The organism is Endozoicomonas sp. Z74 (assembly GCF_057680865.1).
Genome location: NZ_JBLYZI010000003.1, coordinates 16,337 through 31,931 on the forward strand (window position 1 = coordinate 16,337; position 15,595 = coordinate 31,931).

A 15,595-nucleotide genomic window follows, 5' to 3' on the forward strand; every position below is an offset into this window, starting at 1 on the left:
CATAAGTTGCCACCTGTCGTTTTTCCCGGAAATCAATCGTATCGAAGCGCATCCACCGGATTTAACCGGGACGCCTTGCGGGCCGGGTAAAAACCAAAGAACAGTCCGATCAGGGCCGAAAAGAGGGCACTGACCACAGACACCCAGGGCTGGATATAAACCGGTAATCCCGTCAGGTACTCAGCCCCGGTCAATCCCGCCAGAGCCAGCAAAATACCCAGAACACCACCAATGCCGCACAATACAACCGCTTCAATCAAAAACTGCAGCAGCACATCTTTTCTCCGTGCTCCCAGAGCCAGCCTGACACCAATCTCACGGGTTCTCTCTGTCACTGAAACCAGCATGATATTCATAATGCCGATCCCCCCCACCAGCAGCGAGACACAGGCAACCCCCGCCAGCAGGCTGTTGAAAATCTGGCTGGTCTCCGCCCTCATGGTCATTCTCTCGGTTAAATTGGTGACCCTGAAAGCACTTTCCTGGCCGGGTTTGAGTTTATGCCGCTGAGCCAGTAGCGAACGAATCTGCCCACTTACCGCCTCCATATCCTGAAGATCGGCTACCTGTACGGCAATCATATTCACCCGGTCCGGAGCAGACTTGTTCACCCCCAGAATCCGCTTTCGGGCAGTGGCCATGGGCACCAGCATAAAATCATCCTGATCATTTCCCATCATGTTCTCACCCTTGGGTTTAAGCACACCACTGACAATGAAAGGCACCTTATTGATGCGAATCGGCTGCCCAAGGGGATTTTCTGTGTCAAACAACTCTCTGGCCACGGTTGCTCCAAGCAGCACTTCTTTGCTGCTGCCACGCCAACTCCTGACATCCGGTTCATAGCCCTGGGCCAGCTGCCAGTTATGAACCTTCAGGTAGTCCGGTGTCACACCCTGCAGACTGGTGGACCAGTTGGTATTTCCCCGAACCACCTGAACCTTTCCAAACAGCTGGGGAGCAACATAGCGAACACCGGAAACCTCATCCGCTATGGCACGGGCATCGCTGTTTTGAAGGCGGGGCACCACACCGGCCCCCATGCTGATCCCACCCCCATGCCGGGCACCACTGCGGATCACCAGCATATTCGTGCCCATGGCATCAATCTGGGCTTCCACTTCTTTCTGGGCACCACCGCCCAGCCCCATCATCACCACCACCGAGGAGACCCCGATAATAATCCCCAGCATGGTGAGAAAACTGCGCAATTTGTGAGCCGCCAGCGCGGACAGGGCGGTCATCAATGTCTCAACCAGTTTCATAGAACATCCGACTCCCTGGCAGCCCGGGAAGCTGAATCGGACACCAGCTCCCCATCCCTGAACAACAACTGACGTTTGGCATAACGGGCAATTTCCGGTTCATGGGTCACGACGATCAGAGTGATGCCCTGGCGGTTAAGTTCAGTAAACAGGCTCATGATCTCTTCACCGGTCCGGGTATCCAGAGCCCCCGTGGGCTCATCGGCCAGAATCAACCGGGGCTGGTTAACGATCGCCCGGGCAATGGCAACCCGCTGCTGCTGACCTCCAGAAAGTTCAGAGGGCCGATGACTGGATCGCTCAGCCAGCCCCACCGCACTGAGACACTCCATGGCTCTTTCCCTGGCCTGGGCACGATGCTTCCCGGCGTAGAGCAGGGGCAGAGCCACATTATCCAGGGCCGTCAGCCGTGGCAGGAGGTTGAACTGCTGGAAAACAAAACCGATGGTGTCCCGGCGAATACAGGCAAAGTCATCGGCACTGCAATGAGACAGTTGCCGTCCATCCAGGACGATATCGCCACTGCTGGGCTGATCCAGGCAACCCAGCTGGTTCATCAGGGTGGATTTGCCAGACCCGGAAGGCCCCATCAAAGCCACAAACTCTCCCTGATGGATGGTCAACGATACATTTTTCAGCACATCCAGCCGCTGCCGACCAACCGGGTAAGAGCGACACACCCGGGAAAGGGTTATCAACGACATTACCCCTGCTCCTTCCTGGCCGACAGAATCAGGGTATCCCCCGGCTGAACCGGTCCTGACATCACCTCAGTAAACTGTTGATCCGCCAGGCCGGTTTTCAACCGGACCAGAGTGGGCTTACCTTCCCTGAGCAACCAGACTTTGGACACCCTGCCAGCACTGCCAGCGGGGTTGGCAGACTTTTCCCGCATATACTGCAGAATCAACCTGGCCCGCTCTTCTCCAACCAGAGCCACCAGTTCAGAGCGTGGGCTCTGTCTGGCCGGGTTGACCCCCTCACTCCCCTTCTCCCGGCTCTGCCTCAAGGAGAGAAACAACTGCTGAACGTCCTGTTTCTGCTTCTGTGAACTGAACAGATTGTCTGGCAATGGGTTCCTGGCAACAGGAGCCGTATCAAGCCAGGACTTGGGAGCTGAAAACCGGAGGGCACTGTTGGGGATCCGCAGGCTATTGGCTCTTTCCCCAGTGATAATATCTACGTTGCTGGTCATTCCGGGATACAGGCTGAGATCGGAGTTATCCACAGAGATGATCACGGTATAGGTCACCACGGACGACTCAATGGTTGCCGCAAGGCGAACCTGCTCAACAAGCCCCTGATAAACCCGGTCCGGGTAGGCATCGACAGTGAACCGGGCTGCCTGCCCCTCCTGAACCTGGCCTATGTCCGCTTCGTCCACATCGGTCTTGATCTGCATACGCTGAAGATCCTCGGCAAGGATAAACAGCTCCGGAGTGTTCTGGTTGGCGTTGACGGTCTGCCCCTGCTCAATCTTGCGCTCAAGGACAATGCCATCCACCGGGGAATAGATCCGCGTCCGTTCTACGTCCAGCCGCGCCTCTTCAAGGGCCGCCTGTTTCTTCTCAAGGTCTGCCTGAGTTCGGCTGATCTCCGCTTCAGCAATGGCAATCTGTGCCCTGGCCATTTTCTGTTCCGACAGCGCTTTTTCCAGTTCGCTTTCGGTGGCATGCCCCTTCCGAGTCAGATCCCTGATGCGGTGATACTCGCTGGTTTGAAAGGCAAAGCGGGCCTTGACCTCCTGAAGGGAAGCTTCACTTTTCAACAGGGCCGCTTCTGCCAGGGCCAGGTCAGCCCTTGCCTGCTGCTCTACGGAGCGGGGGGAGCGATCATCAATGCGGGTCAGTAGCTCTCCCTTCTGGACCCGGCTGTTATAGTCCGCATAGAGCGTTTCAATCCGTCCGGAAATCTCAGCCCCCACCGTCACCGTTGCCACCGCTTCCAGGGTGCCAGAGGTGGAAACCATCGCTTCAATACGCCCCTGGTCAACGACGGTGGTTTGATAAGACCAGTCCGGCTGGCTGTGCAGTGGTGAAAAAAGGAAGAAAGCACCGGCCAGGGCCAGGGCAAAAAACAGGGCAAAAAACAGGGCAAGAATCCACTTCTTCATGAGGGTGTGCACGTCCTGACAATACAATAGGAAACCGTTTCAGACTCCAGGGCGGGGCTGCCACAAGAGCCTGGAAAGCATACCCTCATTTTTTGTCAGAGTTAGCCCAAATTGTCTCAGAAGTGTATCAGCGGGGCTGGGCCGGACTCTTCTCAGCCAGTTGCGTCAGTGGCGCAGGAATATCCACTTCCCACTTCTCATAAAGCGCTGACAGTTTCCCTTTTCTGGCCAGTTCTTCAATCCGGGCGTCAAAAATATCGGCCAAGGGTTTACCTCTGAAGCCATCCCCATAGGTCATGTAGTAGTAGTCCCCCGTCTCAAACTCAGCAATTTCAAATTGCCCCAGGTCCACTCCCTCCCTATTAGCCACCGCTTCAATTTCAGCCAGTTCATCCACCAGAACATCAATGATACCGGCCTCCAGAAGTGCCATGCCCTTTTCCATGTTAATGAATTCTTTCAGCTTGAACTGCCCGTACCGCTCCCCTTCGGGAATCAGGTTATAGCCTTCACGCATTCCCACCACCTTGCCCGTCAAATCCGGGAATTGATCAAAGGGCTTTACGACACCTTTTTCATAGGCAATGGCAAGGTATTCTGGCTCCAGAGGGTATTTGCTGAACGTCAGGCTGTTATAGTCCGAGTCCAGGCCTTCACCGGGAACGCCATCAATGGTCCGGTATTCAGTCATCAGTTTCATGCTGCGGTTCCAGGGCATGTTTTTAAGCCGGACTTTAAATCCAAGAGGCGTATACACTTCCTTGAGAATCTCCCAGTAAAGACCTGAACCATCTTTATGGGTATAGCCTTCCCACATGGGAGCGGCAAAAATCAGCGTTTTTCGTTTGAGGGTTGCTGCCACCTCTTCCGCAGTCGCACCGGCAAAAACCGGCCCACTCCCCGGCAGAAATACAGCAGAAAGAAACAGGGTACAAAAGACAGATGTCCACCACTTCATGAGCATTTCCTGTTGTTTTTATTGATCACTCATCAGGAATAATGAAGCAGTGAGGCTGCCAATAGCAAGCAAAAAGGCCTGATCAGGCCTCCTGAACTGTAAAAAACAACACACAATAAGATGATTGACGGTTTAATAAACTATACGACAGAGTATTGATTAAACCCCGAACAGAACAAATTAGCCTTCTCCATCTGGAGAGTTTTTTTCTGAAGAGGAACCATATCCACTTTCCTGGCTGATATCCCTTGACTCTTCAAAGTGTTCGCCCACATTAATGCTCTCCAGAATACGTTGCAGGCCAGAACTGAGCTCATCAAGGCCCGGCCTCTTGTGCCAACCAATCTCAAGGCAGGGCTTAAGAAGCTCAATCAACTGATTCACAAAAGGTTTCTCCGAGTCAGGGAACCGCATCAGGATATTACCCTCAGCCTCTGGGTTCGCAGAAAAAAAATCCTCCATAATCCCTGTCTCAGCATTTTTTCTCCAGGCAGGTACCTTTGCCTCCCTCATCAGCAGAGCCAGGCCAATTTGGGCAAGACCAAAAATATCCGAGGCATTATTGGATACCCCGTTGGCAAAGTGCATAGACTCCGGGGCAAGGTAAGAAGTGGTCTGATCAGGAGGAACTTCCAGAGGAGGGGAGTGAATGGTTGAGTCATCGGTCACCTTTGGAAAGCCATTGACATCTACTTCTATCATCTGATTATTGTTTGAATCCTCATGGCTGACCCGATATACCAGTTTGGAACTCTCTGTGGCCACCCCAAAATCCGCCAGAACCGGCTGACCCTCCTCATCCAGCAAAACATTCCCCACATGAAGGTCATAATGGGTAATCCCACACAGATGAATATGACGGACAGCAGCCGCAATACCTGAAAGCAGGGAAATAATTTCCTTTATCGTACGTTGTTTTTGAATACTGTCTGCCAGGGAACCACCAGAACAACCTTTAAGGAACAACCGGACTTCCTGTCCCGTCTTTTTGATCCCAAGACATTTTACAATCCCTGGGTGCTCCTTTTTTTCTGTCAGTTTTTCAAGCACCTCCCATTCATTCATTAAAGTCGGTGTCTTGGCACCCCTGGCAACCTTCACATACACATTTTCAGGAAAGCCCTTATCCTGACGGTCACTTACTTCTGAAACCGGAGATGAGTCAATCAGAAAGCCTTCAGAACAACCTCCACTGGAATGGCCTACAGGCTCCCTTTTTTTATCAACCCATTCGAGCTTTTTGGCAGATACCCCAGGGGACACAAGAAATTGCTCATCACCAGCCACAGTGGAAGTTTTATCCGACAGTAGAGTGGATTTCAACTCACTCTTTTTTTGACTTTTTTCTTCCCGGAGGCCTTCAGGCTTCACCTCATTCCAAACAGCACTCCTTCTTTTACCTAAAGGCTGGTTAACCGTCAGATTAATAAATGAGGGTTTCTTCGGTAAACGCCTTTCAGGGGCTGCGGGTTTTGAGAAAGCGGGCTGATCGGCCTCTTTCTCATTCTCCGCTTTCTGATCCGGTTGCATCGTGCTGCCAGGCAACTGGGAATGTCCGATCCTTGAATCCATGTTGTTGTGCAGGTTGGCTGAGTGGTATCTATTACTATAGCCTTGCCTTCATTCCTGGTTAGCCAACCCGCTTCTGCCTGGAAGCATGCAATTCCGGGCTCTCCCCTCCCAGAAACCAGTTGCCTGGTTCCTGCTCTTCAATCACCACCCAGACAGCCTCTTGAAAACCTTGCTCCCCTCCAGCAGCCACCTTAACCAGTACCTCCGCTACCCCCTCCAGAACCTCCTGCTTCTGAATCTCATTCAGAAGCCCCTTGACCGTTTTCACCGTCACAAATGGCATACCCACTCCTCATCGACAAATCCTTCAGGCTCAAAAGATCAATAAAATTGATCGTACCGCTGAAGAATGTAGTCCAGTTTTCAAAGGGGAAACCGAAAAAGACTATGGTTTTATAAATCAGGCAGCCACTGCCACCCCTTCAGAACCGTCCTCAGAAGCCATCATCCGGTTCAGCAGAGGCGATGTAAGAAACATCAGGGCAGCCATCCCCACCGCAATCAACCCCATGGTTTCAAAAAAGTGGCTGTAAACCGGCAGCGTATCAAGAGCGCTTGCAGTGCTTCCTGCATCCACAGAAGTCAGGCCCGCCACATAACCCGCAATCACAGAAGCTGCGGAGGTGGTCAGGAACCAGGCGCCCATGATAAATCCATGGAGACGGGCCGGTACCAGCTGGGCCACCATTGATAACCCAAGGCCACTGATCAGCAGCTCCCCGATGGACTGGAAGAAGTAGCTCAGGACAATCCAGCCCGGAGAAACCAGTCCAAGACCACTGGCAAATTTAGCTGCCAGGGGCAGAACCATGAAGCTGGCCGATGTGCACAGCATCCCGAAAGCAAACTTGACCGGCATGCTCATCCCTTTCCCCTGGCTGCCTGAGCGGTTATAGAGATAGGCAAGCACCGGGCTGGCCAGCATAATCCAGAAGGGATTCAGGGACTGGAAGGTCACCGGATTGATGGTAAAACCAAGAACATCATGCTCAACATTATTGATGGCAAAGAAATTCAACGACGTGGGCATCTGCATGTACATCACAAAGAACACAATGGCTTCCAGCATCAGTACCAGGGCCACGACCATCCGACGCTGCTCACTGCCCCGGGCAGCGGCAATTTCTTTCAGGAAAAACAGCACCACACCGGCACCCACCAGACTCAGCAGGACATTGGCAACCACCAGATGGTTAAGAATCCAGGCACTGGCAAAACAGGAAGCAAGCACTCCGGCCAGAACAACCGCTACGGTTTTTACCGGCACTGGCTTGAAATCAGGCTCAGAGCCCACATCGGCGACCCAGTGCCGAATCACAAAATAGTTCACCAGGGCCAGTAGCAGGCCAATAGCGCTGCAGAGAAAACCCACACTCCAGCCGAAATGGTCCGCGATATAGGGCACCCCGATCATAGACAGGAAAGAGCCAATATTGATGGCCATGTAATACATGGTAAACGCACCGTCCAGACGGCTGTCACCTTCCTGATAACATTTAGCCAGCAGACTGGACGGATTTGCCTTGAACAGACCGTTACCCACAGCGATTGACCCAAGTGCCAGGTAAACCAGGGCCCTGTCACTGCCAGCCATGGCCATCATCAGGTAGCCGGCGGTCAACACCACAGCCCCAAGCACCATGGTTCTCTTGGTGCCCAGAATCTTATCCCCCAGAAAACCACCAATGGCCACCAGGCCGTAAACCAGAGCACTGAAGGCGCCAAAAGTCACAAAGGATTCCGAGTCACTCATGCCCAGTTCACGGACAAAATAGACTGCGAGAAGGGCCTGCAGCCCGTAGTAACCAAACCGCTCCCAGAGCTCTATAAAGAACACCAGATAAAACGGTCTCGGCTGATGAAGAACATTAAACGACTGCGACATATTGGCTCCATGTTCATGGCGATCAACCCCCATTAACGCTTAAAACCCTGGATAGCAACACTGTCAGATATCACAGCCGATCAAGTAATAATCACCACCCACCGCCAGAAACCCGCAAAAACCCACCTTTTCAAATCGAACTCACCGAGACAAACAACCGCTTTCCGAAACAAAAACAGGAAAACCTGAAAATCCAAAACCAACCTATCGAAAAAAAAGGCAAACCAAGCGCCTAATAATAGAGAAATAAACCAGAAAAAAGCAGCAAAAAAGAAAAAACCCGAACTCCAGAAATTTGAGGTTCGGGTTTACTATTGATCAGAAAGCCAGCCGGTAAAAGGCTACCCGGTATTACGCATTCCGGCTGCGATACCAGCAATAGTGATCATCAAAGCCTGTTCTAACTGCTGGCCTTCACAGGAATCACCTTGCTGGCGAACCCGTTGCAGCAGCTCCGCCTGAAGGAAGTTCAGTGGGTCCGTATAGGGATTTCGCAGTGAAATCGCCTCCTTGATCCTGGGGTGTGACGACATCAGCTCATCCCCCCCCTTCAAATCAATCAGCACCTGAACCGCTGAGGCCAGCATTGCTCTCAGGCGTTCACCCAAGTGCTTGAGCTCTTGAGGAACCAGCTGATCCTCGTAATACTTGGCCAGCTGGGGATCGGTTTTCATAAAGACCATCTCCAGCATCTCCAGCCGGGCCTTGAAAAAGGGCCACTGCTCAATCATTTCCTGCAGCACTTCCTGGTTCCCTGCCTCCACGGCCCGGGACAAAGCTTCACCACAACCCAGCCAGGTAGGCAGTACTAAACGGATTTGTGTCCAGGCAAAAATCCAGGGAATAGCTCGCAGGCTTTCTACTCCACCATCCGGTTTGCGCTTTGCCGGTCTGGAGCCAAGGGGCAGCTTGCCCAGCTCAAGCTCCGGCGTCACCGCCCGGAAATAGGGCACAAAGTCCGGTTCGTCACGGACAATGCCCCGATAGGTTTTGACAGAATCCGCCGCCAGTTGATCCATCACATCCCGCCACTTCTGCTCCGGAACCGGCGGCGGCAACAGTGTCGCCTCCAAAGTGGCGCTGGCATACAGCATCAAGCTTTGCACGGCCACCATGGGGAAACCAAACTTGAAACGGATCATTTCCCCCTGCTCCGTCACCCGCAGCTTATTGTTCACCGAACCCGGGGGCTGGGAAAGAATCGCCGCATGGGCTGGGCCACCGCCCCGGCCAATGGTGCCACCACGACCATGGAACAGGGTCAGCTTGACCTCTGCATTCTTACAAACCCGGGTCACCGCCTCCATGGCCCGGTATTGAGCCCAGGCCGCCGCCATCCAGCCTGCATCCTTGGCAGAGTCTGAATAACCGATCATGACCATCTGACCACCGTGACAATAACCCCGGTACCAGGGCAGAGTCAGCAGGTGCTGAATACAGTCCGCCGCATGATCAAGATCATCCAGCGTCTCAAACAGCGGCGCTATTGGCATATCAAAGTCAACACCACACTCCTTGAGCAACAAAGCAACGGCCAGTACATCCGATGGCTGAGTCGCCATGGAAATCACATAGCAGTTCAAAGCCCTTTCACCTTCCTGGGCAATGACACGACAGGTATCAATCACTTCCTGAACATCCGCAGAAGGCCACCACTTATGGGGCAGCAGCGGTCTCGGATTCTGCAGTTCCCTCAGTAGAAACGTCTGCCGCTCTGACTCCTCCCAGTGGCCATAATCTCCCAGGCCAAGGGCTTTCGTCAGCTCACTCAACACCTGGGTATGACGCTCTGACTCCTGCCGGATATCCAGCTTGATCAAGGTCAGACCAAAACAGTGAGCCCTTCTTAACATATCCAGCAGCGGGCCATCAGCAATCACCCCAAGACCACACTCATGGAGAGAGTCATAACAGAGGCGAAGAGGCTTCAGCAGTTCTTCATTGTCCATCAGAACATCGGAAGCATTCTGGTGTTCCGCCAGGGCATGCTCACACCAGTTCCGGGTCTGCCTCAGCCGCTCCCGGAGCTTTTTAAGAACGGCCCGGTATGGCTCCCGGCAATCCCCCACGGCCTTGCGCATTCCTTCACTGCACTCACTCATGGACAGTTCGCCAATCAGGGGCTTCAAATCTCTCAGGTAAAGGTCCGCCGCCATCCATCGGCTGAGCAGAAGCACTTCACGGGTAACACGGGCAGTAACAAAAGGATTGCCATCCCGGTCTCCCCCCATCCAGGAAGAAAAACGCACAGGCACGGCATCAATCGCCAGGCGCTCTCCGGTATGCTCCTGCAGTCGTTCATCCAGGGAGCGGACAAACTGGGGCACTGCATGCCAGAGGGAGTGCTCAATGGTGGCAAATCCACCCTTCGCCTCGTCTACCGGTGTTGGCCTCTGGCTGCGAAATTCATAGGTATGCCAGGCCTGGGTAATCAACTCACGAACCCGCTCCTGGAGCCGTTTTCTGTCCCTGTCCTTCAGCCCTTCATTTTCAAGGTCACTGAGGCACTTGAACACCTGCTCATACTTCTGGATCAGGGTTCGCCGGGTCACCTCGGTGGGGTGCGCTGTCAGCACCACTTCAATATCCAGTTCAGAAGCACTCTCTGCAATCTGCTGCGGGCTGAAACCACGACTTTTTAATGTTTTCAGCAGCTCGCCAAAATGATCAGGAACACAGTAATATTCCTCACAGTCCCGGGAGACCGTATTAAACTGCTCGGCAATATTGGACAGATTGAGAAAATGACTGAACGCCCTGACCACCGGTACCAGCTCATCGTCCTTCAGGCCATGGAGAAGGTTCAGCAATGACTGCCGGTCCTGACTGCCCTGATCCTCATTCCGGGCAGCCTTGGACAGCTGGCGGATGGTCTCAATTTTATTGAAAAACGCTTCACCCTTGTGATCGCGAATGGCATCACCCAGCAGGGTTCCCAGCATATTGACGTTACGACGCAGCGACGACGGATTCTCTGACATAATTGACTGCCTGTGGATGAACTTACGGCTCACTCTGCTTCTTTACACACCCTTGAAAAACTGCGGGCGGCTCAGGGAGCCTATACCAGAAACCACTAAGAAAAAAGGGAAAACACCTACCCACTCAGAAAACCAGAACCTCCCACAACCCAACAGATATTACCTTCCTGTACAGGGGCGATTCACCAAATGCTGACAGATTGTCCTGAGGCACACTGTAACTTGTCTATACAAGTACAAGAAAAGTGCGATTCGTAATTTGCACAAAAAACATGCGACTCCCACGAATTCCCCCCTCTCTCTCCGACCTATACCCTCCGTATTGAACGATAGTACTGATTTCGCTTACTCAATTGATTTGAAATGACTCTCAGGGGGCTCCATGACTGATAGCAGCCATGACCATGTCGGTGACCAAAACCGTGTCACAATAGGCAACTACCTGGCTCTGGCCTTTGCCGCTGTATTTTTCTCCGGCGCTCTAAAGTCCGCAGAGTGGTATGGCATTTTTGACTTCACTACCCTCAACGGCAGCTTCGGCACCCTGATCAAGGATGCGGCCGGGGGCGCAACCAATTACCGCGGTGCAGGCGGCAGCGGCGCACGGGATGGCTTTCTGTTTGCCCTGAGCCTGGTACCTACCGCCATGTTTGCCCTGGGCATGATCAGTGTTCTGGAGCATTTTGGCGCTCTGCGGGCAGCCCGGAAGCTGCTTACCCCTTTACTGCGTCCTCTGATGGGTATTCCCGGCACCACTGGCCTGGCCCTGATTGGCAGCCTCCAGTCCACAGACGCTGGTGCAGGCATGACCAAGGGACTGGTGGATGAAGGTGAACTGAATGAGACTGAAAAGGACATATTCACCACCTTCCAATTCTCCGGCGGTGCTGCCATTGTCAACTTCTTTGGCTCTGGCGCCATTCTCTTTACCCTGACCGATACCAGCGGAGCCTCTGTGCCCGGCTCTATCGGCATAGCACTGAGCGTCATCTTCCTGTTCAAGATCGTTGGCGCCAACCTGATGCGGCTTTACTTGAAAGTAGCGGCAAAAAAACAAGATTCAGCTAAAACTGCGGAGGCCATCTGATCATGTCCAGCAAAGCAACTGCACCCAGCAAAAAAATGATCACTGACGTCTTCGTTGAAGGCGCCCGCAAGGGTTGGAACATCGGGATCGGCAGCATTATCCCCAATGTCATGATGGCCTTCATCATCATCAAGGCCCTCAAGCTGACCGGATTCCTGGACATTCTCTCCATGGTGTTCGGACCATTGATGAGCCTGTTTGGCGTCCCCGGGGAAGCGGCCGCTGTCCTGATGAGTGCAATCATGTCCATGGGAGGCGCTGTGGGCGTCACCGCAGGTCTGGCTTCTGAAGGTATTCTTCAGGCCCGTGACATTGCCATTCTGGCACCTGCCATCTACCTGATGGGGTCCACCATTCAATATGCAGGCCGGATTCTTGGTGTTGTCGAAACCGATGGTCGCCGCTACCCGATCATGTTCGCTATCTGCATCATCAATGCGCTGCTCTCCATGTGGGTCATGAATATTCTGGTATGAATCCCATATCAGGGGTATGATCCCGCTTGCATAACAAAAAAAACCGAAGGTTCTCCTTCGGTTTTTTTATACCCCATAAGCTGTTTGAGGTCCCAGCCATGAATGAAAAAGACCAGTACGAGAGCCTTGCCTGCAACTGTGTTGAAGTGGGCACCATCATCCGTGAAGACGACACTCTGCTGACCCTGGATCTGACCGGACCTGATGCCCAGCCCCGCTTTGAACAGCTGAAGGCCGATGCCGCCAAAGTAGGAGCGGGCAACTGCAAAATCAGCTCCGAAGCGCTGTCCCAGGATGGCCAGGCTGTGATCCGGGCCAGTTTTGATTTTGACTGCACTGCGGAAAAACTGATTTTCCAGATGAAGCACGCCTGATCTCTCTCCTCACTATATTGATAAGCAGGGGAAAGAGAAAAGCTCTGCAAATGGCGCAATCGTGCCATTTGCTCTTGATTAAACCCGGAACAATAAAAAAAACGTTTTCCGACACCTTCCCCCAGAAAACCGGGAAGCGAAATGTTGTTCACCGAAAAAAGATAAATGCCGAGAGTTGAATGCCCGCGCTGCCGGCGCCCCGAAAATTATTGTTACTGTCACACTCTGCCAACGGAAACCGCCGGGGTGGATCTGGTGATTCTTCAGCACCCGAAAGAAGCCCATCACCCCATGAACACCGCGCGAATCGTCAAACTGGGCATCAGTAACTGCCAGCTATGGATCGGTGAAGATTTCTCCAGCCATACCGCTTTATTGGAACTGATTTCCCAGCGAAATTGTGCTCTGCTCTTTCCTGGCCCACAGGCAGTCAACAGTAAAGAATACCTGTCCAAATCAAAGCCAGACGTCATCATTCTGATCGATGGCACCTGGCGGAAGGCAAAAAAAATCGTTTACAGCAACCCCCAGCTGCAAACCCTGCCCTTCCTGTCACTGCAACCCCGAACCGCCTCCACCTATCGTATTCGAAAAACACCCGGTGAAGGCGCCCTGTCTACCGTAGAGGCTACTGTCCTTCTGCTGAGAGAAGCCAGTGGCAACCACCAGGCCCACCAGGCGTTACTGGACACCTTTGATCACATGATTGATCAACAAATCCAGGCCATGGGTGAAAAAACCTGGGAGCGAAACTATTCTCATCGCCTGAAGTCAAAATAACAGTCCCTCAGAGCTCCTCTGAAAAAACCTGAAGTTTGACCATGGCAAAAAATACCCCTATTACCCCGTGGCAGCTGGCCCGCACCATTATCATCAGCGCCCTGGCGATCCGGCTCATCTCCCTGGGCTTGTACCCGCTTCAGGACACCACAGAAGCCCGGTATGGAGAAATGGTGCGACTGATGGTGGAAACCAATGACTGGGTAACCCCCTGGTTTGACTACAACATCCCCTTCTGGGGGAAACCACCGCTGTTTATCTGGCTGCCCGCATTGTCGGTCAAGCTGCTCGGTCTTCACGAGTTTACCGCCCGCCTGCCCTCTCTTCTGATCAGCCTGGGCGTTATGGGGCTCTGCTGGAAAATGGTTTTATTCCAGATGGGACGGAACACCGCCCGGCTCAGCCTGCTGATACTGACTACAACTGCCGTCTTTATTCTGCTCTCCGGTGCCCTGATGGCGGAGCCCATAACCCTGCTGGCCATCATGACCGTCCATGCCGGTTTCTGGATTGGCTGGCACTCTGAAGACGCTTCCCAGGCCAGACGATGGCAATACCTGTTCTTTGTGGGCTCAGCACTCTGTCTTCTGGCAAAGGGCCTCGCCGCTCTGGTTCTGGCGGGCCTTCCTGTATTCTTCTGGTGCCTTCCTGAGCGCCGGCTGATACGACTCTGGAAAACCTTTCCCTGGATCAGCGGCACCCTCCTGACCCTGGCGCTGACCTTGCCCTGGTACATCGCTGCAGAGCTGAAAACACCCGGTTTTTTAAACTACTTTTTTATCGGGGAACACTTCTCCCGCTACCTGGAAAGTGGCTGGCAAGGAGATCAATATGGCAATGCCCATCGGTACCCCATTGGCACCATCTGGGTTAACTGGCTGGAAGGGGGCTTTCCCTGGTCCCCCATTATGATCGCTGTTGCCCTGAAGACGCTTTGGGAGCGATACAGGAAAACCGGAGCCAATGACCCTTCCGGGGAAAAAGCCCTTAGCCATAAAAAAGCGATCTCCTGGAGCGCATTTCTCTGGCTTTGCCTGCTCTGCCCCCTGATGTTTTTTACCTTCGCCCGCAACATTCTCTGGACGTACGCTCTGCCAGCTGCCCCCGCCATGGCAATGCTGCTGGCCAGCCACTGGCAGGCAGACCAGCCATCCCCCCTCTCCTCCCGATTCATTCTGGGCACCGCTCTGGTCACCCCGATTCTATTGGTTGGCGTTATCTTCGCTCTGGCCGTTGGTAAGGGGCAGCCCTCCCAGAAAGCACTGCAACTGGCCATAAAAAACACAGACGTTCAGGCGCCCGGACAGATCATATACTGGTACAACCGGCCGTTTTCCGGGCGCTTTTACAGCAATGGCAAAGCGCTGGAAATCAAGGATCTTGCTAAGCTGGTGGATACCCTGGACAACGGTCGGCAAAACTTTCTGATCACCCGGGATGACAGCCTCTCATCCCTTCCGGAAACCATTAAAAACCGCTTTGAACCAAAGCAGCACTATCGGGACTGGGTTTACTGGCTGCAGAAATTCTAACGCCACTTAATATTGCAGCCCATGCTGGGCTTCTGATTGTCACTGACAGGCTCGCCTTTCAACAGGGCCGTCATGGCCGCTCTCAGATCTTCACCGGTCACAGCCTTATTATTCCCCGGACGTGAACCATCAAACTGGCCCCGGTAAACGCACTTCAAATCCCCGTCGAACAGAAAGAAATCCGGGGTACAGGCCGCCTGATAGGCCTTGGCCACTTCCTGGCTTTCATCGTACAGATAGGGGAATGGATAAGCCTTGTCAGCCATCAACTCCGGACGATCCTCAGGGTATTCAGAGGCATCATTGGCACTGATTGCAACAATGCCCAGGTCCGTTCCATGGTACTCCTTCCCCAGGGCCACCAGCGCCTCTTCAATATGAATCACATAAGGGCAGTGGTTACAGATAAACATCACCAGCAGACCTTTCTGACCCGCCACGTCCCCAATGGACTTTTCCGTTTCACTGAATACGTCACGAAGGGTAAATTCCGGTGCGGTAAATCCCAGCTCAATCATGGTGGAGGGAGTCAGTGCCATAAGGGGGCTCCTGTTATTGATTCTGTCATTGGT

14 protein-coding genes are annotated in these 15,595 nt (G+C 53.3%); 5 read left to right on the forward strand and 9 right to left on the reverse strand.

What is annotated here, in order from left to right:
- Positions 1-32: 32 nt before the first annotated feature.
- From ACNRUY_RS01105 to ppc, 8 genes are all read right to left on the reverse strand, one after another.
- On the reverse strand, positions 33-1,265 hold the full coding sequence (locus ACNRUY_RS01105; RefSeq protein ID WP_488109795.1) for an ABC transporter permease: 1,233 nt from the start codon (positions 1,263-1,265) through the stop codon (positions 33-35).
- Positions 1,262-1,969, reverse strand: a complete 708-nt coding sequence (locus tag ACNRUY_RS01110) for an ABC transporter ATP-binding protein (protein WP_488109796.1) — start codon at positions 1,967-1,969, stop codon at positions 1,262-1,264. The genes ACNRUY_RS01105 and ACNRUY_RS01110 overlap by 4 nt, the downstream gene beginning before the upstream one ends.
- Positions 1,969-3,378, reverse strand: coding sequence for an efflux RND transporter periplasmic adaptor subunit (locus ACNRUY_RS01115; protein ID WP_488109797.1), 1,410 nt, complete (start codon positions 3,376-3,378; stop codon positions 1,969-1,971). Before ACNRUY_RS01115 ends, ACNRUY_RS01110 begins: the two co-directional genes overlap by 1 nt.
- Positions 3,379-3,505: 127 nt before the next feature.
- A complete protein-coding gene (locus ACNRUY_RS01120; protein ID WP_488109798.1) occupies positions 3,506-4,336 on the reverse strand; it encodes a substrate-binding periplasmic protein in 831 nt (276 codons plus the stop codon).
- A gap of 180 nt (positions 4,337-4,516) precedes the next feature.
- On the reverse strand, positions 4,517-5,908 hold the full coding sequence (locus ACNRUY_RS01125) for a protein kinase family protein (RefSeq protein ID WP_488109799.1): 1,392 nt from the start codon (positions 5,906-5,908) through the stop codon (positions 4,517-4,519).
- A 58-nt stretch (positions 5,909-5,966) separates the two neighbouring features.
- Entirely contained in the window at positions 5,967-6,191 is a 225-nt protein-coding gene (locus ACNRUY_RS01130) for a tautomerase family protein (RefSeq protein WP_488109800.1), read from the reverse strand.
- 117 nt (positions 6,192-6,308) lie between these two features.
- Positions 6,309-7,793, reverse strand: a complete 1,485-nt coding sequence (locus ACNRUY_RS01135) for an oligopeptide:H+ symporter (protein ID WP_488109801.1) — start codon at positions 7,791-7,793, stop codon at positions 6,309-6,311.
- A gap of 341 nt (positions 7,794-8,134) precedes the next feature.
- Entirely contained in the window at positions 8,135-10,774 is a 2,640-nt protein-coding gene (gene ppc / locus ACNRUY_RS01140) for a phosphoenolpyruvate carboxylase (protein WP_488109802.1), read from the reverse strand.
- A gap of 382 nt (positions 10,775-11,156) precedes the next feature.
- Between ppc and ACNRUY_RS01145 the strand changes: the two genes are divergently transcribed.
- The 5 genes from ACNRUY_RS01145 (at position 11,157) to ACNRUY_RS01165 (ending at position 15,023) form a co-directional block, all read left to right on the forward strand.
- A complete protein-coding gene (locus ACNRUY_RS01145) occupies positions 11,157-11,861 on the forward strand; it encodes a nucleoside recognition domain-containing protein (protein ID WP_488109803.1) in 705 nt (234 codons plus the stop codon).
- A 2-nt stretch (positions 11,862-11,863) separates the two neighbouring features.
- The gene (locus tag ACNRUY_RS01150; RefSeq protein ID WP_488109804.1) at positions 11,864-12,337 is read left to right on the forward strand and encodes a YjiG family protein; all 474 of its coding nucleotides are present in this window, start codon (positions 11,864-11,866) and stop codon (positions 12,335-12,337) included.
- 98 nt (positions 12,338-12,435) lie between these two features.
- Positions 12,436-12,711: a DUF406 family protein gene (locus ACNRUY_RS01155; RefSeq protein WP_488109805.1), complete on the forward strand. Its 276-nt coding sequence runs from the start codon at positions 12,436-12,438 to the stop codon at positions 12,709-12,711.
- 165 nt (positions 12,712-12,876) lie between these two features.
- A complete protein-coding gene (locus tag ACNRUY_RS01160; protein WP_488109806.1) occupies positions 12,877-13,491 on the forward strand; it encodes a tRNA-uridine aminocarboxypropyltransferase in 615 nt (204 codons plus the stop codon).
- 41 nt (positions 13,492-13,532) lie between these two features.
- Positions 13,533-15,023, forward strand: a complete 1,491-nt coding sequence (locus tag ACNRUY_RS01165; RefSeq protein WP_488109807.1) for an ArnT family glycosyltransferase — start codon at positions 13,533-13,535, stop codon at positions 15,021-15,023.
- Here the strand turns inward: ACNRUY_RS01165 and ACNRUY_RS01170 are convergent.
- Positions 15,020-15,562: a thioredoxin family protein gene (locus ACNRUY_RS01170; protein ID WP_488109808.1), complete on the reverse strand. Its 543-nt coding sequence runs from the start codon at positions 15,560-15,562 to the stop codon at positions 15,020-15,022. The two genes, ACNRUY_RS01165 and ACNRUY_RS01170, sit on opposite strands and share 4 nt — an antisense overlap.
- Positions 15,563-15,595: the final 33 nt, after the last annotated feature.